This is a genomic window from Pseudomonas sp. HLT2-19-2, assembly GCF_054898005.1.
The window spans coordinates 3,683,795-3,706,185 of record NZ_CM142712.1 but is presented as its reverse complement, the minus strand read 5'-3'; the positions used below and the strand labels follow the sequence as shown (position 1 = coordinate 3,706,185).

The window sequence follows — 22,391 nt, the reverse complement described above, 5'->3', positions numbered from 1 at the left end:
ATGAACGTTTATTCGCTGACAGCGGCGAAGCAGCGCGGCATGGCGATCATCAGCGCTTTGCTGATCGCCGCGGTCGTAGCGGTGATTGCCGGTGGCATGCTGACCCGGCAAACCGTATTCACCCGAAGCCTTGAGGCTGAGCAGTGGCGGATACAGGGCGCTTCAATGCTGCTGGGCGGCATCGAGATCAGCCGTCATTTGCTGTGGGACGCGCGCCAGCGCGACCCGCTGACGCGCCTCGATCAGCCGTGGGCACGCGCCGTGGTGACGGCGCGTGACTTGCCCTTCAAGGGCCGGCTGGAGGATGAGCAAGGCAAATTCAACCTGCGCAACTTGGTCAACAATGATCGAATCGATCAGGAACAACTGGAGAGTTTCCAGCGCCTGTGTCAGTTGATCGGGGTCAACACGACCTTGAGTAAGCGCATCAGTCAGCGAGTAATCGCCTCCTATCCGCGCCTGCTCAACCCGGAACGGGCGGACAAGACGCCGCAAGACAGCGGCTTCGACAGCGGTCGCGATACTTCACCGGCGGCCGCAAGCAAACCACAGCTGCCAACTCGCCCCATGCTGCGCCACCTAGACGATCTGCGCAGCGTCAAGGGAATGAATGACGAATGGCTGGCAAAAATGGCGCCTTACTTCACGGTACTGCCGGCCTTTACCTGGCTAAACGGCAATACCGCTACCGCACCGGTGCTGGCCGCGTATGTGCCGGGGCTGTCGATCGAGCGTGCACAGGCGCTGATAGCCGAGCGCGACGGCGGCCAGTGGTTCATCAACCGTGGGGACTTCGTCAACCGGTTGCGCATGCCGCAACTTGAAGCCACGACCGTCAAGGTCGGCATCACCAGTGACTGGTTCCTGTTGCGGGGCAAGGCGTCGACCGAGCAGCGTCGGGTCAGTCTGGATGCATTGCTGCACCGCCGTGAAAACGGATTGCCCGAGGTGATCTGGTCACGGGTGGGCGTATGAGTCAGCTTCGCATCGCCTTGCCACCGTTGTCCGAGCTGACCCTCGATAGCCCGTTGGCGTTCGCCCGGCTGGACCGCCAGGGGCAAGTCACCCAAGAGGGTCAAAGTAGCTTGCGGCAATTGGGCCAGAACGGAAAAACACCCGCGATCGGTTTTTTCCTGCACCCGCAGGACAGCCTCCTGGCGAGCATCGATCTACCAGTTTTGCCAGTATCAAAAACCGCCGCGGCCGTTCAGTGTGCGGCGCAGGCGCTGATCCTCGGGGCCTGTGAACAGATGTATATCGCCCACAGCCCACGTGATGAACAGGGGCGAGTGCACATCGCCTGGCTGCCACGCGAAGGGTTGGCCCGGTTTGGACAATTGTTGCGGAGCGCGCGATTGACCCCGCGCGGTGTGTTTACAGCCGCCTACTGTTTGCCTGTCGCGAGTGGTCCGGTGACCTGTGTTCAGGAGGGACATTTGTTAGTGCGCCACAGCCTTCATCAGGCGGTGGTGCATCCAGCGGTGGACGAGGCGCTGAGCGATTTATTGCTGGAGGCCGGTGACACCGCGCAGTGGGTTGGTGATGCGCCGCCGGACTCGGCGTTCACTCGCTTGTTATCCGCTGAACAATGCTGGACCGGACCTTTGCCCGGATGGGGTTTGCACGGCGGCATTCAGCAGCGCCATGCCGACCAAAAGGGTTGGCCACGAGCGCTCGCCTTGTGCGCGGTTGCCGTGGTGATCTGGACCCTGGGTTTGAATCTGTACGCCGCCCGTGAAGCGTCGCAGGGGCAACAACTCAAGAGTCAAATGAGCCTGCGGGTGAAACAGGCATTTCCGCAGTTGCCGGTGATTCTCAACCCGTTGCAACAGGCCCGTCAGCAATTGTCTGCGCCGAAAAGCGGCGCACTGACCCAGGGATTCGCCAACCTGATGATTCAAGCCGGCAACGGCATGCCATTTATCGCCGGCAGCGTACAACGCCTGGAGTTTGGCAACGGCGAGCTGAAGCTGACCCTGCTGGCGGATGCGCGCAAACAGGCCAACGACAAGTCGTGGCAAACCACGTTGGCGCAAGCCGGTATCGAGGTCAGATCCAGCGCCGAAGGCTGGACGTTGCGTCCGGCCCTTGAACCTGCGACTGCCACCGCTGACAGCGCCGCCGGAGCCGACGATGAATAAGCATTCCCTGGCGCTTTACCGCGCCCGCTGGCAGCACATCAAAGGTCGCGGCCTGTTGACGTGGCAAGGTCTGGCCCTGCGCGAAAAACGCATGGTGGCAGGCACCGCACTGGTGTTGTCAGGCTTGTTAACCTGGCTGGTGCTGGTTCAACCGGCGCTGAAAAAGATCGACTACTGGCAGGCCGAAACACCCAAATTACGTTCCCAGACCGAAGCGCTGGAGGTGCTGCTGCGCGACGTCGCACGCCCCGCGAGTGGACAAAGCCTTGAGCAATCTCTACGCCAGACCCTCGACGCCAACGGCCTGGCCGGGCACTACCAATTAGTCTCACCGGACACCACAACCCCCATGACCTGGCACCTGACACTCGACGAGGCGCCAGCGGACGCCGTGGTCGGTTGGTTGCTGGTCTATCCGCAGCAGTTGTCCCTTGAGGTGGTCGAGGTTCGTTTGCAACGCGCAGGCGAACCGTCGGCCAAAGACACGGCGGGAGTTCTGTCGGGAACCGTTCGCATGGATCAGGCGCCAGACGCTAAGGAAGCTTCATGAAGTGGTCAGGTTCTCTGTATGCACGCCATTGCCGCAAGGCCGCGCCTTTTCTATTGCTGGCGCTGGGCGCTTGCAGCAATAGCGCAACGACGCAGCAGCCACCGTTGCTGGTCGATAGCGAACTGGGTAAGCCGCTGGCGAACACCCAGCGCAACGACGACCCTCTTGCCGAGCGTCAGCGTTTGCAGGCGCAGCTCAAGCAACCGCCGGGCGCATTGCATAAAATCACCTCGCTGGGGCGCAGCAATCCGCCGACCGGCACCGCCCCGGCGAGTAAACCGTTGGGCAATCAACCGGTGACGCTGAATTTTGTCGATGTCGACATCGCGGCGGTGGTCCGTGCCTTGTCGCGCTCGACGGGGCGTCAGTTTCTGGTCGACCCGCGCGTCAAAGGCAACCTGACCCTGGTCTCCGAAGGCGAAGTGCCGGCGCATCAGGCCTACGACATGCTGCTGGCCACTTTGCGCATGCAGGGCTTCAGCGTGGTCGACGTCGGCGGGGTGTCTCAAGTGGTGCCGGAGGCCGACGCCAAGTTGCTCGGTGGGCCGATTTACGGCGCTGACAAACCGGCCGGCAATGGCATGATCACGCGCACCTTTCGCCTGCAATATGAAAACGCGGTGAACCTCATTCCGGTACTGCGCCCGATCGTGTCGCCGAACAACCCGATCAACGCCTATCCCGGCAACAACACCATCGTCGTCACCGATTACGCCGACAACCTGGCGCGGGTGGCGCAGATCATTCAGGGCGTCGACACCCCAAGTGCCATCGACACCGACGTGGTGCAGATCCAAAACGGCATCGCCGTGGACATTGCCGGCATGGTCTCGGACCTGCTGGAGGCGCCGGGCAATGACCCTACCCAAAAAATTTCGGTGATCGGCGACCCGCGTTCCAACTCGATCATCATCCGTGCCGGCAGCCCAGAACGCACGGAGCTGGCTCGCAACCTGATCTACAAACTCGACAACGCCCAGAGCAACCCCAGCAACTTGCACGTGGTGTATCTGCGCAATGCGCAGGCGGCCAAACTGGCCCAGGCCCTGCGGGGTTTGCTCACGGGGGAAAGCGACAGTGGCAGCAACGATGGCGCGCGTTCGGTGCTCAGTGCGATGGGCAGCCATACCGGCGGCGGCCAGAACGGGCAGGGCGGCAATTCGAACAGCACGGGCTCGGCCGCCCCATCCGCCGCGAACCCCACTAGTGGTAACGGTTACGGGCAAGGTAGCCAGACTTCGGGGAGTCAAGTCGGGGGTGCACAGCAAAGTGAGCAGAACGTCGCCTTCAGTGCCAACGGCGTGACCATCCAGGCCGACGCCACCACCAACACCTTGCTGATCTCGGCGCCGGACCCGGTCTATCGCAATCTTCGTGAAGTGATCGACATGCTCGACCAACGCCGCGCGCAAGTGGTCATCGAGAGCCTGATCGTCGAAGTCGGCGAGGACGACGCCAGCGAATTCGGCGTGCAATGGCAGACCGGTAATCTGGGCGGCAATGGTGTCATCGGCGGCGCCAACCTCGGCGGGACCGGCGTCAACCTCAACGGCAGAACCAGTATCGATGTCCTGCCCCAGGGGCTGAACCTGGGCCTGGTCAATGGCACGGTGGACATCCCCGGCATCGGCAAGATTCTCGATCTCAAGGTCCTGGCCCGTGCGTTGAAAAGCAAGGGTGGCACCAACGTGCTGTCAACGCCTAACCTGCTGACCCTCGATAACGAAGCCGCGAGTATTTTTGTCGGCCAGACCATTCCGTTTGTCAGTGGCAGCTACGTCACCGGCGGTGGCGGGACCAGCAACAATCCGTTTCAGACCGTGACCCGTGAGGAGGTAGGTCTGAAGCTCAATGTGCGGCCACAGATTTCCGAGGGCGGCACGGTCAAGCTCGACATCTATCAGGAAGTCAGCAGCATCGATGAGCGCGCCACCAACAGTGCGGCTGCGGCGGGCATCGTCACCAACAAGCGCGCGATCGACACCAGCATCCTGCTTGATGACGGACAGATCATGGTCCTCGGCGGCTTGCTCCAGGATGGCTACAGCCAGAGCAATGACGCGGTGCCCTGGCTGTCGACCATTCCGGGGATCGGTGCGTTGTTTCGCAACGAACGCCGGGCGATCACCAAGACCAACCTGATGGTGTTTTTGCGCCCGTACATCATCCGCGACAGCGCAGCGGGGCGCAGCATCACCCTCAACCGTTATGACTTCATGCGCCGCGCCCAAGGCATGCTGCAACCGGAGCGCAGCTGGGCGATGCCGGACATGCAGGCACCCCAATTGCCGCCAGCGGCGCAGGGGGTTCCTGGCGCGGTGCCGGTTTCAAGTTCACAGCCGAATTCGCAACCGCGGGCAACCATTCGTGCGGTGCCGGTTCAATGAGCACCTTGCCCTACGCCTGGGCCAAGGCCCAACGGATCCTTTTGCGAACCGGTGAGGACGGCGCGGTGCTGACGGTGTGCCCCTCCACGCCAGGCTGGTCGATCAGCGAGGCGCGCCGCCAGTTCGGCCCGGCGCGGCTGGAGCGGGTGCGCGACGAGGAGCTGGACGGCTTGCTCGCCAGTGCCTACGCCGATACCGGCAGCGCTGCGGCAGTAGTCGGCGCGGCGGAAAATGAGGTGGACCTTGATCGCCTGATGCAAGACATCCCGGAAATCACCGACCTGCTCGACACCCAGGACGGTGCACCAGTCATCCGCATGATCAACGCCTTGCTCACCCAAGCGGCGCGCGACGAGGCCAGCGACATTCACATTGAACCCTACGAAACCCATTCGGTGGTGCGCTACCGGGTCGATGGCACCCTGCGCGATGTGGTGTCGCCGCGCAAGGCCTTGCACGGTGCGCTGGTTTCGCGGATCAAGATCATGGCGCAGCTTGACATCGCCGAAAAACGCTTGCCGCAGGACGGTCGTATCGCCTTGCGCGTCGCCGGCCGGCCGATCGACATTCGCGTGTCAACGGTGCCCACCGGCCACGGCGAACGGGTGGTGATGCGCTTGCTCGACAAACAGGCCGGGCGCCTGCAACTGGAAACCCTTGGCATGGACGCCCAGGTACTGGCCAAACTCGACACCCTGATCCGTCAACCCCACGGCATCGTGCTGGTGACCGGCCCCACCGGCAGCGGCAAGACCACCAGTCTATACGCGGCCCTTGCGCGGCTGGACGCCAGCACCAGCAATATCCTGACTGTCGAAGACCCGGTGGAGTACGACTTGCCGGGCATCAGCCAGATTCAGGTCAACGCCAAGATCGACATGACCTTCGCCCTGGCGTTGCGCGCGATCCTGCGGCAAGACCCGGATATCATCATGATCGGCGAGATCCGCGACCTGGAAACCGCACAAATCGCCGTGCAGGCCTCGCTCACCGGCCACCTGGTGCTGGCGACGCTGCACACCAACGACGCCGTTTCAGCCGTCAACCGCTTGATCGACATGGGCGTCGAACCTTTCCTGCTGGCCTCATCGATGCTTGGCGTCCTCGCACAACGTTTGGTGCGACGCTTGTGTCAGCAGTGCAAACAGGAAGATCCGACGGCTCCCGGCACCTGGCGCCCGGTCGGCTGCGCGGCATGCAATCACACCGGATACAGCGGCCGCACCGGTATTCATGAGCTGTTCTGCATCGACGACGACATTCGCAGCCTGATCCATCAAAGTGCTGGCGAGCAGGCCTTACGCGCCGCCGCCCGCACCGCCGGCATGTTCAGTATGCGTGAAGACGGTGAGCGTTGGGTGCGCAGCGGTGCCACGGCGCCGGAAGAAATCCTTCGCGTGACACGGGACGCCTGATGAATCGCTACCGTTTTGAAGCTGCCGACGCCACGGGCAAGATCGAGTCCGGGCACCTTGAGGCTGACAGCCAAAGCGCTGCGTTCGGTGTGTTGCGCAGTCGTGGTCTGACCGCGTTGCTGGTGCAGATCGAGAACAACACCCCGGCGAAAGGGGGCGGTGGGATGTTCAGCGCCAAACTCTCGGACAACGACTTGGCCTGGGCCACCCGGCAACTGGCGAGCCTGCTCGGCGCCAGCCTACCGTTGGAGGCCGCGTTGAGCGCCACGGTGGAGCAAGCCGAAAAAAAACACATCGCCCAGACCCTGAGCGCGGTGCGCGCCGACGTTCGCAGCGGTATGCGCCTGGCCGAAGCGCTGGCGGCCAGGCCACGGGACTTTCCGGAGATCTACCGGGCGTTGATCGCAGCGGGCGAGGAGTCCGGTGACCTGGCGCAGGTCATGGAACGGCTGGCAGATTACATCGAAGAACGCAACAACCTGCGCGGCAAGATTCTCACCGCGTTCATCTATCCGGGCGTGGTCGGGTTGGTGTCGATTGGCATCGTGATTTTTCTGCTCAGTTACGTGGTGCCGCAGGTGGTCAGTGCGTTTTCCCAGGCGCGTCAGGATTTGCCGGGGCTGACCCTGGCCATGCTTAATGCCAGTGATTTCATTCGTGGTTGGGGCTGGTTGTGTTTCAGCCTGATGGCCGGTGGCTTCTGGGGCTGGCGCTTGTATTTGCGCAACCCGGCGGCACGCTTGAACTGGCACAGCCGCATCCTGCGCCTACCGTTGTTCGGACGATTTGTGCTGGGGTTGAACACCGCGCGTTTCGCCTCGACCCTGGCGATTCTCGGCGGAGCAGGGGTGCCGTTGTTGCGGGCACTGGAGGCCGCGCGGCAGACCTTGTCCAACGATCGGCTCAGCCTGAGCGTCACCGACGCCACCGCCAAAGTGCGCGAGGGCGTTAACCTGGCGGCGGCGTTGCGAGTCGAGAAAGTCTTCCCGCCGGTATTGATCCACTTGATCGCCAGCGGCGAGAAAACCGGTTCGCTGCCACCGATGCTGGAGCGCGCCGCGCAGACCCTGTCACGGGACATCGAGCGCCGGGCGATGGGCATGACCGCGTTGCTTGAACCACTGATGATTGTGGTGATGGGCGGGGTGGTGCTGGTGATCGTCATGGCGGTGCTGCTGCCGATCATCGAGATCAACCAGTTGGTGCAGTGACCGGTTGAAAATCATCGCGAGCAAGCCCGCTCCCACACTGGATCTGTGCCACACCAACGATCCGATGTGGGAGCGGGCTTGCTCGCGAAGACTGACCCACTAACACCAACTATTCTAAATATATCCCACCACCCCAATCCCACCCGAGCGATCCTCGGGATCTCCGTTCTGTCATGTCCAACGACAAATCAACCCCTCCAGCCCTGCGTTGCCCAGTCCCCTCGGCACTCTGCACAAAGACCCCGTCTTAGAGCCCCCCAACACCCGAGAATAACCCACGAAAACACGCTGCGGCTCCCGAGGTTTTTTCCTTTATCTGTCACCGGAAACTGCGACTTTCTACCTGCGACTTAACCCGGGCCAGGCTCGCAACGGTCAATGGTGGGTCCTTCCAGCGTCATGCAAGAAAACTTGAAAACTACGTTAACGACAAACCTAAGTTGAAAAGGAGACTCTTCATGTTCAAGCGCACTCTGATCGCAGCCTCACTGACTGTCGCCGCATTGGCTTCTGCCCAGGCCATGGCCGTAACCGGTGGTGGTGCTTCACTGCCTGCCGCTCTGTACAAAGGCTCTGCCAACAGCATCCTGCCGGCCAACTTCAGCTACGCCGTCACTGGTAGCGGCATTGGCAAAAGTGCTTTCCTGACCAACACTGCCTCGCAGTTCGGCACCACCGGTACTGTGCACTTCGCTGGTAGCGACTCGGTACTCTCTGGCAAAGAACTCAGCGACTACTCCGCCGCTTTCGGTGCTTCGTACGGCCCGCTGATTCAGCTGCCTTCCGTGGCCACTTCGGTCGCCATCCCATACAAAAAAGCCGGCAACACTACCCTCAACCTGACGACTGCGCAGCTGTGCGACGCATTGTCTGGCGCTAAAACTACTTGGGGTCAACTGCTTGGCACCACTGACGCCACACGGATCCGCGTTGTCTATCGCAGCACGTCCAGCGGCACCACCGAGATCCTCAGCCGTCACCTGAACTCGATCTGCCCGACGCAGTTCGCAGTCAACACCACCTTCACCAAGGCGCGTCTGCCAGCCGATTCGGCTTTGCCATCTGGCTGGGTAGGCGTAGCTACCACGGCTGAAGTCGCCACAGCGGTGAACGCGGTTGACGGCTCGATTGGTTATGTCGGTCCGGATGGCGTGAACGTCAACAGCAACGCTGTGGTCGCGCGCGTCAACGGTGTTCTGCCAACCAGCGGTAACGTCAACCTGGCACTCTCCTCGGCTCCACTGCCGACCGTACCTTCCAACCCGGTTCAATGGTCGCCAGTTGTGGCTAACCCAGCAAGCGGTTATGCGATGGCGGCTTACACCAACTTCATCTTCGGCCAGTGCTACAAGGATGCAGCCGTGGCCAGCGACGTCCGTGCTTTCCTGACCAAGCATTACAGCACTCCGGGTAACAATGTCGCGGTAGCTGCCCACAGCTTCATTCCGGTTCCAACCACCTGGAAAACCGCGGTGACCGACAACTTCATCACCAACGCTTCGGGCAACAACCTAAACATCAACAACACCACCGCATGCAACACCATCGGTCGTCCTTTGTAAGACAGTCGTCTAATCAGTAGTACGAATGGCGGCCCTCATGGGGTCGCCATTTTTTTAATGAGCTAACCATAATTCTTCAAGGGAATTTCAGCATGTGTTTCCTTCCAGTGTTTGTCAGCTGGAAAACCGCTGTAACCGCCAACTTCACCACCAACACCACCGGCAACCATCTGGATATCAATACCCCATCGGTATGCCCCGGCATCGGTCGTACGTTGTAACCCGGCTGATTCAAACCGCGATATCGATGGCGGCCCCTTACCGGATCGTCATTTTTTGTGGCTACACCCCAATCATGAAGTTTGTGTGACAACCGTTCGGTCGCGCCCTTCGCCAACCGCCTATGTCGTAACAGCAGGTTCTTGATGACCTGCGGCCTCTTGCGCCAATCGAAAAGGACCTAGTAGTGATGCTCGTTCGCCAAGCCCGACGCAATACCCATCCTCTGTTTGTACGCCGTGACGCCGCTCGTTCCGCGGCCCCGGCGCTGTGGTTGCTCAAGCCGCTGGCGCAGGCGATTGCATTGTGCTTGGTGGCGGGCAGTACGGAGGCGGCGACGGCGTTCAGTTCCAGTTGGTTTGCCGCCAAGGGCGCGGCGCAACAGGCTGCAGCTGCGCGACCGGGTGGCGGTCTTCCAGGTATGACTCCGCCGCTCGCGCAGCAGCAACGCGCCAGGCAACAGTTGGAGCGTTCGGTGCAGACGCTCAACAACACCGTGGCGGCGATTGCGGCGCAACAGGCTGCGCAGGCGGCCGGGCGGGCGGCGGCTTTTGCGACCCTGCAGTTCGTGCCGGACGGCATGGGCGAGGGCGGTTTGAAGGTCGACACGGGCCTGACCCAGGGTTGGCAGAACGCCAAAGGCCCGCAACAGAGCCAGGCCGATGGCAAGACCGCCGTGAAGATCGAGCAGACCGCCGACAAGGCGATTCTCAACTGGGAAACCTTCAACGTCGGGCGTAATACCAGCGTGGAGTTTGCCCAGCAATCCAACTGGGCGGTGCTCAACCGGGTCAATGACCCGAGTGCGCGGCCAAGTCAGATTCAGGGCCAGATCAAAGGTGACGGCACAGTGATGCTGATCAACCGCAACGGCATCGTGTTCAGCGGCACCAGCCAGGTCAACGTGCGCAACCTGGTGGCGGCAGCCGCGAACATCACCGACATCCAGTTCCGCGACCGTGGCCTGTACTTTGACAGCACCGGCACTCAGCCGACCTTCACCGACGCCGCCGGGAAAGTGCTGGTGGAGCGCGGTGCGCGGATTGAGACCCACAAACCGACGCTCTCGACGGATTCCGGTGGTTACACGTTACTGCTAGGCGGCGAAGTGGACAACGCCGGTTCGATCAGCACCGCCAAGGGCCAGACAGTGCTGGGCGCCGGTGATCGTTTTTACATTCGCAAAGGGTCGGGCACGGAGGGCAATGGCGTTTCCACCACCTTCGGCAGTGAGGTCATTCCAGGCTTCAAGACGGGCAGCACCGGCAAGGTCAGCAACAGCGGCCTGATTCAAGCGTCCACCGGCGACATCACCCTGACCGGCCATGAAGTGGTGCAAAACGGCGTGTTGCTGTCGAGCACTTCGGTGTCCACCCGCGGCACGATTCATTTGCTCAACCCCGCCACCGACACCACCGGTAGCGTGACCCTGAACCAGGGCAGCGTCAGCGCGATCATGCTTGATGGCAGCGACCTCACGGCGCTCGACAGTCAGCGCGACGCGGCATTCACCGCGGTCAATGCCAACAACCGTATTCGTAGCGATCAGTCGCGCATCGATATTGGCAGTGGCGGTACGGTCGAGTTCCAGAACGGCTCGATCACCATTGCCACGGGCGGTCAGGTTGCCGTCGCAGCCGGCAAACGCAGCCTGGTGCGTGACGGCGCACTGATTGATGTGTCCGGTGCCCTCGGCGTGAAAGTGGCGATGGAAGCCAACAACATCAAGATCAACGTGCAGGGCAACGAGCAGCGTGACTCGTCGCTCAACCGCGAGAGCGGCGCGCTCAACAGCAATGATGTGTGGGTCGATGTGCGCGAGCTGATTCACGTGCCCGCCGGCACCAACGGCTACGCGACCGACCGCTGGTACACCACCGGTGGTTTGCTCGAAGTCGGCGGTTACCTAGGCACCCAGGGCCACAGCATCGGCGAGTGGATGGCCCAGGGCGGCACGGTAAGTTTCTCCGGCAACGACGTCGTGACCGAGAAGGGCTCGCTGATCAACCTGTCCGGCGGCACCCTCGATGTGCAGAGCGGCAATATCCGCCAAAGCTGGTTGCGCGGCGCGGACGGGCGTTTGTACGAAGTCTCGCGCGCGCCGGGGGACATCCTCTACACCGGTCTTTACAAAGGTTATGAGGACCACAGCGAACGCTGGGGGCAAACCAGCTATTTCTATAACCCGCTGATCGGGCCGACCCGGCGGTTCGAGTCCGGCTACACCGTGGGCCGCGATGCCGGGCAACTGGTCATTTCTACCAGCAACGCCGTGCTTGACGGGCAGTTGCTGGATGAGGTGTTCCAGGGAGAGCGGCAGAACCAGGCGCCACGTGCAGGGCTCGACGGTTATGATCAGGCGCAGACCGCACTGGCGCGTCGGGCGCAGTTGATTGTTGGCAGTTACGACCCGGCCTGGTCGGCGACCACCGGTGGCTTGGTGTATGAGCACAACGCAGTGCTTGATCAGGTTCGGCTCGGAGGTGAGCGCCCCGTTCAAGGCAACGATCTGGATCTGATGAGCACGGTGTCCGATGCGCGTAAAGGCAAACTGTTTCTTGATACCGACGTGATCAATGGCTTTCGCCTTGGCGCATTGAAGGTCGCAGCCAAGGGCAAGATTGAAGTCAACGAAGCCGTCACCGTGGACAGAGGTGGCGACATCACCCTGTACGGGCAGGATGTGCAGGTTAATGCCGACCTGACCGCCCGCGCCGGCAGCCTGAATCTGGGTAACCCTCTGACACAAACGGCCAAGCCGTCGCAAATGATCGTCGGCGAAGGCGTACGACTGGATACCCGTGGTGTGTGGACCAACCTGCGTACCGATCAGGCCGACGCCAACAACCTGGCCTATCTCAACGGCGGTCTGGTGTCGATTCGCAGCACCGGCGATATCCGCCTGGGCAGCGGCAGCGTGGTAGACGTGTCGTCCGGTGGTGCGGTGCTGGCAAATGGCAAGACCCGTGGCGGCAAGGGTGGAGACGTCAAACTCGAATCCAGTGCTAACGCCGCTCCGGGCCAGTCGCAGATGGTTATGGGCGGCGAAGTGCGGGGTTATGGCGTCACGGGCGGTGGCACGCTGACAATCCAGGCCAACAAGGTATTGATCGGCCAGTCCGGCGGTCCTGTCGCGGATCACACCTTGCAACTGGCTCCCGGTTTGTTCAACACGGGGTTCTCTGCCTACAACATCGTCGGCCTGACGACCCTGCGGGTGGCTGACGACACCGTGCTCGATGTGACGATGCCGGTCTATCGTTTTGGCGATGCGGCATCGAACCAACCCAATGGCGTGGATCCGCAGACAGCGCTTGAGCTATGGACGCCGACACTGTTCCAGGAAAACCCGACCAAGGGCGTACTGACCCAGCGCGGTGGCGCCAGTCTTGCGTTGCAGGCCGGCACCAGTCAAATCGACTTGATGGACCCTGCCAACAGCACATTGACCCTTGGACAGGGTTCGCGCATTTCCGTCGATCCCGGACAGCGCATCACTTTGCGTAGCGCCGGGCAGATCACCCTCGACGGTGAGCTCAATGCCTGGGGCGGCACCCTCGATATCAGACAACAACAGTTTAGCTCGATCGATCCGGCCACCTCGGCGCAACTTGCAGATCCGAACGCGCACAACCGGTCAATCTGGATCGGTGAACGCGCAGTGCTGGACGTGGCCGGGCGCGCGAATACTGCGTTCGATGCCCTTGGGCGGGTCTACGGTCAGGTCGGGAAGGGCGGCAGCATCATCATTGGCGGGGAAATCGACGCGAAGAAGGCTAACGCTACATCGGCCGATGCTTACGTGATTGTGCGCAAGGGTGCGCGCCTGGAAGCTTCCGGTGCCGAAGGCGTGCTGGATATCGCCGGGCAAGGGCCGACCCACGTCGTCACGGATGGCGGCCGTATTACCTTGAGTTCCTACAACGGCCTGTTTATCGATGGGAACCTGCATGCCGCCGCGGGTGGCGCAGGTGCTGCGGGCGGACGTCTGGAAATCGCTCTCGATACGCCGCTGTACCACGAGACCCGGGGAGGCAGCGATGTACGGGTAGCCAGGGAAATGATCATTGGCCAAAGGCCGAATGACAGCCTGTTGCCAGCGGATTTGCAACCGGGGGAGACGGATCAACTCTTGCGGTATGGCCAGACCCGCTTGAGTGCCGACACCCTGATGGCAGGAGGCTTCGACAACCTCAGTTTGCTGAGCAACGGCTTGCTGTCGTTCGCGGGTGATGTCGACTTGCGCATGAACCAGAGTTTGAGTCTGTACGCGGGCTCACTGTCTTTGGACGAGACTTCGAAAAACACGGCGAGCATTAATCTGGCAGCACCTTATCTGCGTCTGTCAGGGATGGGGGATTACAATGCCCAAACGGGTATTCGCCCGACCGTATTGAATACTCCGACCACGAGGCTGTCAGCAGCGCAGTTCAATGTCAGCGCGAACCTGCTGGATCTGAACAACCGACTCTCGTTCGGTACCCAGGGTGCGGTCAAACAACTCAACGGTGCGAGTACGGCGATCAGTCGCCGCGGATTTAACCTGGTTACGCTCGACAGCAGCGGCCACATGCGTTTCTTGGCCAAGCCAGACACACAAGCCGCTTCCAGTGTGTGGACAGCGGGCGATATGCATCTTCGGGCCGCACAAATCTATCCCGGCACGGGTGTCTGGAGCGAGGTGCGTGTCGGTTATCAAAGTGATTCGAGAATAGTGCCCGAGAGTACGCTTCGCATCAGCGGCCATGGACCGGCTCCGGACGCGCAGCCCTATTCGTTGTTCGGCAGGCTGGCACTGATGGGCGGCCATATCGAGCAGGGCGGTGTCATTCGCGCGCCATTGGGCTTGATCGCTATGGGCAATGAAAGCTTTGGCGCCACCCGAGAGGTCCACCTGTTACCGGGCAGCGTGACCTCGGTCAGCGGCGCAGGGCTGGTCATGCCCTATGGCGGCACTACCGACGGTATCGATTATCGCTACAACGGCAAGTCGGTCGTCTTGAAGGGGATTGCCAACGCAGATACCGGCGTGTTCCTCAATGCGCAATACGTCGACGCACAAACAGGTTCGCTGATTGATCTGTCCGGGGGCGGTGATTTACGCGGCGCTGGTTTTGTCTCCGGGCGTGGCGGCTCCACCGATGCGCGTTTCAACCCACTGGTACGCAACGCCAGCGACGGCACGTTCAGCCTGCCGGGCCTGGGTAGCAATCCGGTGTACGCAATCGTTCCGGGGAATCAGAGCGTCTACGCGCCGGTACTCGCAGAGGTCGGGGCGAGTGACCCGCGTATTGGCCAGCAGATGACGATCGGCGCCGGCGTGCCGGGCCTCGCGGCCGGCACCTATACCCTGTTGCCATCGACCTTTGCTTTGTTGCCCGGTGCATTCCGGGTCGAAGTCAATGGCCAGGCCACGCCGGGCGCAACGAATGGCGCGCTGAAAATGCGCAATGGCTCGTGGACCAGCTCCGGGCAGATGTCGATTGCCAATACCGGGCTGCGTGGCAGCACAGCCAATCAGGTCATTCTGACTTCGGCCGACGTTTTGCGCCGCTATTCGCAATACAACGAAACCAGTTTCACTGAGTTCGTGTACAGCGATGCAGCGCGCCGCGATTTGCCACGGGCAATGGCGCCTATGGATGGAAAAACACTGAATCTGCTTTTCTCGCCTGGTGGTGATCGTGAAGTTGCGCTGAACTTCAACGGCCAGGCACTGTTCAACTCCGCCAAAGGTGGAGTGACCGGGACGGCGGTGGTGCGGGGAGCACCCAGTTTTGAGATTCTTCGGCCAGGACAATCCAAGACCCAGGATTTTGGTGGAGTTTCGCTCTATGCAGACAGCCTGAACAACCTGAATGCCGGACGCCTCAGCATTGGTGCAGCGCCAACGGTGTACTACGGTTCTCAGGGTAACGTCATTACGTTTACCGGTACTACCAACGACATCATCCTGCGAGAGGGGGCGTTGCTCTCGGCACCGGAAGTGCTGTTGCGAACCACCTACCGTGACGGCGGTATCACCATCGAATCGGGTGCCGGCATCAACACCCTCGGGCGTGGAGACGCGCCCTACGATTCCACCGACGGTTTCATCCATCAACCGGGTGCGGCCAGCTTGCTGGTGATTTCCAATGGCTGGACCAACGTACTGGCGCCGGAGATAGGTGTCGGCACCGCCGGGGCCGGCAGCATCCGCATCGGTACGTGCGCATCGCAAGTGTGCAGCAATCCAGGATTGCTCTATTCCAACGGCAGTATCACCGCCGCGACGGACAATCAGTTTGAAATGAGCGAGGCGGTACGCTTCGGCACCCGTCACCTGGCCCTGGCGGTAGGCGCAGTGAACGCTGGCAGCGCTGAAGCTCTCGCTGCAGCGGGTGGCCGTGTGCCGGTCGGCCTGGCGCTGAACCAGAACGTGCTGGATCGTCTGCTGCAGGGTGACACCCAATTCGGCGCTCCGGCGCTGGAAACGTTGAGCCTGACAACCCGCGAATCATTCAATTTCTTCGGCAGTGTTTCGCTCGATACGATAGACCCCCAGACTGGCAAGAGCCGACTGGACAACCTGGTGCTGGCCACTCCGGCTATTTACGGCCTGGGCGATACCAATGATGTGGCGACGATCCGTACCGCCAATCTGATCTGGAACGGCGCGACCCAGGACCCGGGAGCAGTGGTCACCGGCGGCGCCGGTAGCGGTCGCGGCACCCTGGACATCCAGGCGCAGCGCATTGAGTTCGGCTACGGTCCGAATCTGCAGCCCAACGGCCTGGAGCAGAACAACCGCTTGGCCCTGGGTTTTGCCAACGTCAACCTCAATGCCAGCGAACGCATCACCTCCAACCACAAGGGCAGCCTGGCGGTGTACGAGCAGCAGGGCGCCTACGACCCCATTGAGGGCTACGCCTACAGCGGCGGCAACCTGAACCTGCGCACCCCGTTGCTCACCGGTGAAGCCGCGTCGGTCAACCTGCTCACGGCTGGCAACGGCCTGACCCTCACCTCTGGCAACGGCGCCGCTGTGCCAGCGGTGGCCGATGCTCTGGGTGCGGAGCTAACCCTTGAGGCGCGCACTGTCTCGCTCGACAGCCGCATTGCCCTGGCCAGCGGCAAGCTGGTGATCAAGGCTGAAGATGACCTGACCCTGGCGCGCGGTGCTTATCTGGACATGACCGGGCGCACGCTGGCGTTCAACGATGTGAAGAAGTACAGCTGGGGCGGCGACGTGGCGTTGTACAGCAGCAACGGCAATATCCGTCAGGCTGCCGGCTCGCGCATCGACTTGTCGGCGATCAACAACCAGGCCGGCAATCTCAGCGCGGTGGCATTAGCCGCCGGCGCGGGGGTGGTCGACCTGCGGGGTGAGATCCTCGGCACCAGCAGCGGTTACTTCGACGCTGGCGGCACCTGGGTGCCGTACAAGGCGGGTGGCCTGGATCTACGCGCCCAACACCTGGGCGGTGCCGACCTGAGTCAGGATTTCGCGGCCCTCAACCAACGCCTGGATATGGGCCGGGTGTTCGGCAGTCGCAGCTTCCAGCTCAAGCAAGGTAACCTGGTGATCGGCGACGGCCTCAAGGCCGGTGAGGTCAATGTCTCGGTTGACAACGGCAGTCTCACTGTCGTTGGATTGATCGACGCCAGTGGCGAGCGCGTCGGCAACATTCGCTTGTCGGGCAAGAACGGCCTGACCGTGGCTGGCAGCGCGATGCTCGATGCTCACGGCAGCGTGCTGCGGGTCGACAGCTACGGCAAGATCATCGACGCACCGAACCGCGCCATGGTCGAGCTCAATTCGGGGGAGGGGTTGTTGACCCTCGCTTCGGGTGCGCGAATCGATTTGCGCCATGGCACTGGTGCGGTGCCGGGCTCCTCGGCCGGGCAGCATGACGGTCGCCTGCGCGGCACCCTGGAACTGAATGCACCACGCCTGGGTGCCGCGGATATCGCCATCGATGCCACGGGTGCGGTGAGCATTCAGGGCGCGCGCTCCATCGGACTCAATGCCATGCGCCGCTACACCGACGCGCGAGACGGCATCGATCCGGCCGTCAGCGGCCGCCCGTACCAAGTGATCGACCAGACCTACCTCAATGACATTCACGACGACAGCACCCCGTACATCAATGCTGCCCGGGCCAATGCCGATCTGCTGCAACGCAAATTGGCCGGCCTGAACAACGCCACTTATGCCGACGCGTTCCATCTACGGCCGGGTGTGGAAATCGTCAGCAAAACCTCGGACGGCGACCTGGTGGTGGAAGGCGACCTGGACCTGTCCGGCTACCGCTACGCCAGCCTCAACCCGCACACGCAAAAGACTTCGGTTTACGGTTCCGGCGAGTCCGGCAGCCTGGTGATTCGCGCCGGCGGCAACCTTGATATCTACGGCAGCATCAACGACGGTTTTGCACCGCCGCCGGAAACGGTGGACGACGCAGGCTGGAAACTGGTGTCAGGGGTACAGCCGTTCGGCGCTCCACTGGTGGTGCCGGGCACCGGGGTGACATTGGCCGAGGGCACGCTGTTCCCGGCGGGTGCCACGCTGAACTATGACCTGCCGATCCAAGCCACGACGCTGGTCAGTGGCACGCTGTTGCCAACTCAGGCGACGCTCGCCGCTCCTTACACGTTTAGCGCGGGCACCGTTCTGGGGGGCTCGGTATACGATTCGGGCGGTAATTTGCTGTATGCCGTCGGCACCTTGCTCAACGATAGCGTGACCGTGCCGGCCAACAGTCGCCTGGGCGCCGGTATCCGGTTGAACAAGGCCACGGCGCTGAGTGCCATGCTCTGGCCCAAAGGTGTGCCACTGCCGGCCGATAACGGCATAGGCGGCGTGCGCGGTGTGAAGCTCAGCGGTGCCTTGGCGTTGCTGCGCGGCTCGCTGATCCCGTCCATGACTGATGTGGTGCTGGCCGATGGCACCTCCATGATCGAGTTGCGTCCGCTGAGCGGCACCCAGCAGGGCAAAAACTGGGCCGTGGCCAGCATGTTGCCGTCGGGCAGCGCCTCCTGGTCGATGCGCGTGGTGGCGGGGGCGGATATGGCGGCGGCCGACACCGGGGCGGTCAAGCCTGTAACCGAGCAAGGCAACCTGCGCCTGGCGGATACGCACTATGGTTTGAAGGTGGTGAAAGAGGCAGCAAAACTCGTGTGGAGCGAGAGCAACTATTACGGTCATCCTCCGTACGAACTGGTAGCGGAGGAGGATTTGTCGCTCTGCGACAGCGATCCCACCCTCTGCGAACCTATGGCGCTTCTGACTTGGGCGTCTGATAACTGGCTGGGTATGCCCGCCAATTCTCCTATCTCTGAGGGAGACGCGTGGTGGTGCGACAACGACCCGGCACTTTGCATGGTAAACAACCCGGGCATCACTGCCACTGCTCACACACAAATGTTCAGCGTACTGCGCACCGGCACCGGTGATCTGGATCTGCTGGCCAGTGGCAACCTGAGTATGGACTCACCCTTCGGTGTGTACACCGCAGGTACCCAATCGAGCGGCATCGATCCGCGCTACAACCAACCACGCGGGCGTCTGTCGGACAACGATTCGGTATTGGGCAGCGCCGGTGGTGATTATGAAAAATGGGTTGATGGCGGCTCCGCGAGCCTCTTCCAGGCCTGGTACCCGGAGTTGGGCGGCAACCTGACGATCAGTGCCGGCGGGTCGGTTTCTGCGGATGTGGTGGGGCGCCGGGGTGTTGGCAACAGTGACCTTCGCGAGCAGGTGCCGAGTGTGGCGGTCGGCAACTGGTTATGGCGACAGGGCACGGGTGGTGAAGACGTGCCTACCGCCTGGTGGATCAATTTTGGCAGCTATGCGAAGCAGCCTTTATCGGCCGCGGGTTCGGATGCTATTCCGTACCTGGTCGGTTTCACCGGATTCGGCACCCTGGGTGGCGGCAACATCAGCTTGCGCGTCGGCGCCGATGGTGGCGCGCTCAGTCCCGTGGGCGACGGCCAGAAAAACCTGTCTCCCCGGGGCCAGGGCCTGATTGTCGCGGTCGGCAGCACGGGCCGGGTTGCCAGCGATGGCTCCCTGCAACTGACCGGTGGCGGGGACATGGATATCCGCATTGGCGCAACCCTCAACCCGCACCTGCAAGCGGCGGATCAACCCGGGAGGGAAATACCCCAGCACGATCTGCAAGGCGCGTTGATCAACCTGCGGGGTGCGGCCAGTCTGACAGGAGGGGCGCTGGGCAACATTGCGCTGCGTTATGGCGCGACGCCAGAGACGCAGGATCCTCGAGAGACTCGCGCCTTCGACCCGTTCAACTCGACCGCCGGCAGAGCCACCGGTGGCCTGGTGCTGATCCCCGGCGATTCGGGCATGCGCCTCAATAGCCGGGGTGACCTGGTGTTGGGCGGCGCAGCCGACCCAGGCAGGGTGCCTTTGCAGAACTCCACGCCGTTTACCACGGCTCAGGGAGTCATACGAACAGGGGGCGGCCTGACGGGCTTTTCGCTGTGGACCGAGCACACCGCCATCGATCTGTTTGCGGCGGGCGGTAATCTTACGCCGAGTACGCAAATGGCAGAGACATATCTTGCCTCCGAACCTTTGGGAGGGATGAATACCTCGCCGACCGATGGGCGATTCGTCTTCCCGTCCATCCTGCGCGCAGTGGCAGGCCAAGGCTCCATCTACGCCGGGCAATCGGCGGCGCAAGGTACAGGCGCTTATGGTGGCCAGGGGTATTCGCTGCTGCTGGCCCCGTCGAGATCCGGACAGCTTGAACTGCTGGCAGGCGACTCGATCTACGCCGGCGGCTATGGGATCACTCAATCCGGTGCCAGCCCAGCGGCCCTGGCCACGCCTTTTGCCCCGGCTTTCTACGGTTTTGACAGCGCGACCTCCAGCACTCCGCTGATAACCAATGCTGGCAGCGATGGCGTAGTGTCGGATAAGAACACTCGTTACCCGCTGTTTGCTTTTGGGCCCAACAGTTATTCAGGCTTGAGCGGTGTGCAGGCACCGGCCCGCTTCTATGCGTTGACCGGCGACTTGGTGGGCGTGCGCAGCGGCGAGACGCTGGCGTTCAATCGAAACGGCGTGCTGCAGCGTACTTGGTACGAAGGCGCGGGGCCGGTGTGGATGCTTGCGGGCCGCGATATCGTGGCGTCCGGCACATATCTGGGCCAGCCGACGGATGCGCCCAATAGCGGAATGGGCAGGAATGGAGAGACGATCACCTCCACCGGCAACCTGTTCATCCACAACAATCCAAACGATGTGTCCCGCGTTTCTGCCGGGCGCGACATCCTTTACAGCAGCTTCGACATCGGTGGCCCCGGCACCCTGGAGATCAACGCCGGGCGCAATATCCTGATGGAAGACCGCGCCAACATCACAAGCATCGGGCCGGTGATGACGGGGGATAAACGTTCAGGGGCGAACTTGGTGTTGCAGGCAGGCGTGAGCGCGCAAGGTCCGGATTACGGTCGCTTTATCGCCCGTTATCTGCACCCGGACAACCTGGCCGTTGGCGGGCCGTCGTTGAGTGCCCAACCGGGCAAAGTGGTCAAGATCTACGGCGAAGAGCTGCAAGCCTGGCTGACGCTGGGCTACGGTTTCCGCGGTAACGAAGAACAGGCGCGAGCCTTCTTCGCCGCGTTGCCGAGTACCGAGCAAGCGGTGTTTGCTCGCCAGGTGTACTTCGCCGAGTTGCGTGCCGGTGGCCTTGAGTACAGCGACGAAAGCGGTCCTCGCCAGGGCAGCTACTTGCGTGGCCGCAACGCGATTACCGCGCTGTTCCCGACCAACGATGTGGCGGGCAATCCGATCGGTTATGACGGCGACATCACCTTGTACGGCGGCGCAGGCATCAAGACACTGTTCGGCGGCGACATCCAGATGCTCACTCCCGGCGGCGGCCAGGTGTTCGGTGTTGAGGGCGCGGCACCACCGTCCACGGCGGGGATCGTCACTCAGGGCGCGGGCAACATTCAGCTGTACTCCAAGGGCAGCATCCTTCTGGGCCAGAGCCGGATCATGACCACCTTTGGTGGCGGGATTCTCGGCTGGTCGGCAGAAGGGGATATCAACGCCGGTCGGGGCTCAAAAACCACCGTGGTATTCACGCCGCCCAAGCGTGTCTACGACTCTTGGGGCAACGTGACCCTGTCGCCGACCGTGCCGAGCACGGGCGCCGGTATCGCCACGCTCAATCCGATTGCCGAGGTGCCGCCGGGAAATATCGACCTGATCGCGCCGCTGGGCACGATCGATGCGGGTGAGGCGGGGATTCGGTCATCGGGTGACGTCAACATAATTGCCTTGCAGGTGGTGAATGCGGCGAACATTCAGGTGCAGGGCAAGTCGTCGGGGATTCCGGTGACGGCCTCGGTGAACACCGGCGCGATCACTTCGGCCAGTTCCGCGGCGACGTCTGCCACGCAAGCGGCCGAGGATATGTCGCGTCAGCAGCAGGCGGCGTCACGCAAGAATCAGGCGTCGGTGTTTACCGTGCAGGTGTTGAGTTTTGGTTCTGAGCAATTGGCACCGTCGCGCGATGGCGCGAGTCGTGCGCCTTCGCCGGCGTACAACCCTGACAGCCCTGTGCAGGTGCTCGGCGCTGGCGCGCTGGATGAGTCAGCACGGCAGCGCTTGACTGAGGAGGAGCGGGGCAATCTGACTTTGTAAAACTCTCGTTGTAAGTTTGGGCGACCTTCTCGAACCGCGCTAAAACTTCTGCCCACATGGTCTCGCCGTCCTGACTGAAGTTTTGAGGATTTTATCAAAGACCTTGAAAGGGATGGCCGTAAGGGCGGAACCGTCAGCAGCCATCACAAAAGAAACGGATCTGCCCCCAATCCCAATGCTTCCAACCCAGCCATGCGCAATCCCAAGAGTGAAGCTTTTATGACAAAAGTTCGGTAGCACATCGCCAT

At 62.0% G+C, this 22,391-nt stretch carries 9 protein-coding genes; all 9 read left to right on the top strand.

From position 1 onward, the window contains the following. The gene (gene gspK, locus ACYZTU_RS17225; protein WP_461964424.1) at positions 1-975 is read left to right on the top strand and encodes a type II secretion system minor pseudopilin GspK; all 975 of its coding nucleotides are present in this window, start codon (positions 1-3) and stop codon (positions 973-975) included. Continuing rightward, positions 972-2,141, top strand: coding sequence for a type II secretion system protein GspL (gene gspL, locus ACYZTU_RS17220; protein WP_461964422.1), 1,170 nt, complete (start codon positions 972-974; stop codon positions 2,139-2,141). The genes gspK and gspL overlap by 4 nt, the downstream gene beginning before the upstream one ends. After that, on the top strand, positions 2,134-2,691 hold the full coding sequence (gene gspM / locus ACYZTU_RS17215; RefSeq protein WP_461964421.1) for a type II secretion system protein GspM: 558 nt from the start codon (positions 2,134-2,136) through the stop codon (positions 2,689-2,691). Before gspL ends, gspM begins: the two co-directional genes overlap by 8 nt. After that, a complete protein-coding gene (gene gspD, locus ACYZTU_RS17210; RefSeq protein WP_461964419.1) occupies positions 2,688-5,078 on the top strand; it encodes a type II secretion system secretin GspD in 2,391 nt (796 codons plus the stop codon). The genes gspM and gspD overlap by 4 nt, the downstream gene beginning before the upstream one ends. Further along, a complete protein-coding gene (gene gspE, locus ACYZTU_RS17205; protein WP_461964417.1) occupies positions 5,075-6,493 on the top strand; it encodes a type II secretion system ATPase GspE in 1,419 nt (472 codons plus the stop codon). Before gspD ends, gspE begins: the two co-directional genes overlap by 4 nt. Next, positions 6,493-7,704, top strand: a complete 1,212-nt coding sequence (gspF, locus tag ACYZTU_RS17200; RefSeq protein ID WP_461964416.1) for a type II secretion system inner membrane protein GspF — start codon at positions 6,493-6,495, stop codon at positions 7,702-7,704. The genes gspE and gspF overlap by 1 nt, the downstream gene beginning before the upstream one ends. A 458-nt stretch (positions 7,705-8,162) precedes the next feature. Beyond that, on the top strand, positions 8,163-9,266 hold the full coding sequence (locus ACYZTU_RS17195; protein WP_461964414.1) for a substrate-binding domain-containing protein: 1,104 nt from the start codon (positions 8,163-8,165) through the stop codon (positions 9,264-9,266). A 92-nt stretch (positions 9,267-9,358) separates the two neighbouring features. After that, on the top strand, positions 9,359-9,487 hold the full coding sequence (locus ACYZTU_RS17190) for a hypothetical protein (protein ID WP_461964412.1): 129 nt from the start codon (positions 9,359-9,361) through the stop codon (positions 9,485-9,487). Positions 9,488-9,675: 188 nt separating this feature from the next. Beyond that, the gene (locus ACYZTU_RS17185) at positions 9,676-22,143 is read left to right on the top strand and encodes a filamentous haemagglutinin family protein (RefSeq protein ID WP_461964410.1); all 12,468 of its coding nucleotides are present in this window, start codon (positions 9,676-9,678) and stop codon (positions 22,141-22,143) included. Positions 22,144-22,391: the final 248 nt, after the last annotated feature.